Below are 1066 nucleotides of genomic sequence, written 5' to 3'. Positions count from 1 at the left end.
CATCGATCCTGCCCGCAAGAGCCTGCTCTGGCTCGTGGCGATCGGCTTCTTCATGCAGACGCTCGACGCCACCATCATCAACACCGCGCTGCCCGCCATGGCCGCGAGCCTTGGCGAAAGCCCGCTGCGCATGCAGTCGGTGGTGGTGGCCTACGCGCTGACCATGGCAATGCTGATTCCGGCCTCGGGCTGGATCGCCGACCGGTTCGGCACGCGGCGCGTGTTCTTCTCGGCCATCGTGCTGTTCGTCGTCGGCTCCGTCCTGTGCGCCTTGTCGGTGGGCGTGGGGCAGCTGGTGGYTGCGCGGGTGGTGCAGGGCCTGGGCGGCGCCTTGCTGCTGCCGGTAGGGCGGCTGACGCTGCTGCGCACCGTGCCGCGCGGGGAGTTCCTGCAGGCGATGAGCTTCGTTGCCATTCCGGGGCTGATCGGGCCGCTGCTCGGGCCCACGCTGGGCGGCTGGCTGGTGCAGTACGCCTCCTGGCACTGGATCTTCCTGATCAACGTGCCTGTGGGGTTGGCGGGCTGCCTGGCAACGCTGCGCTTCATGCCCGACCTGCGCGGGGCCATCCAGCGGCGCTTCGACGGCGCGGGCTACGCGATGCTGGCCTTCGGCATGGTCGCGATCTCGCTGGCGCTCGACGGTGTCTCGGGCGCGGGGCTGCGCCAGGTCAGCGTGCTGCTGTTGCTGGTGTTCGGCTTTGCGAGCGTGGTGGCCTATTGGCTGCATGCCGCGCGCCGGCCCGAGCCGCTGTTCTCGCCCTCGCTGTTCGGCGTGCCCACGCTCAGCATCGGCTTGCTCGGCAACCTGTTCTCACGGCTCGGCAGCAGCTGCATGCCGTTCATGGTGCCCCTGCTGCTGCAGGTGTCGCTGGGCTATTCGCCGCTTCGGGCGGGGCTCATGATGCTTCCGATCGCGCTGGCCGGCATGGCCATGAAGCGTTTCGCGACCCCGCTGATCACGCGCCACGGCTACCGCAAGGTGCTGGTGGCCAACACCGTGCTGGTGGGCCTGGCGATGGGCATCTTCGGCCTGACCGGGCCGGACCAGCCGGCTGCGCTGCAGATC

1 protein-coding gene is annotated in these 1066 nt (G+C 69.5%); it reads left to right on the top strand.

The window, feature by feature from the left end:
- Position 1: 1 nt before the first annotated feature.
- The coding region (gene mdtD / locus AC04MI_RS25510) for a multidrug transporter subunit MdtD (RefSeq protein WP_476499084.1) at positions 2 to 1066 on the top strand (1065 nt) is incomplete at its 3' end.

Source organism: Acidovorax sp. LjRoot204 (assembly GCF_056175785.1).
The sequence above is the reverse complement of the archived record's forward strand: the minus strand, read 5'-3'. Positions and strand labels throughout refer to the sequence as shown.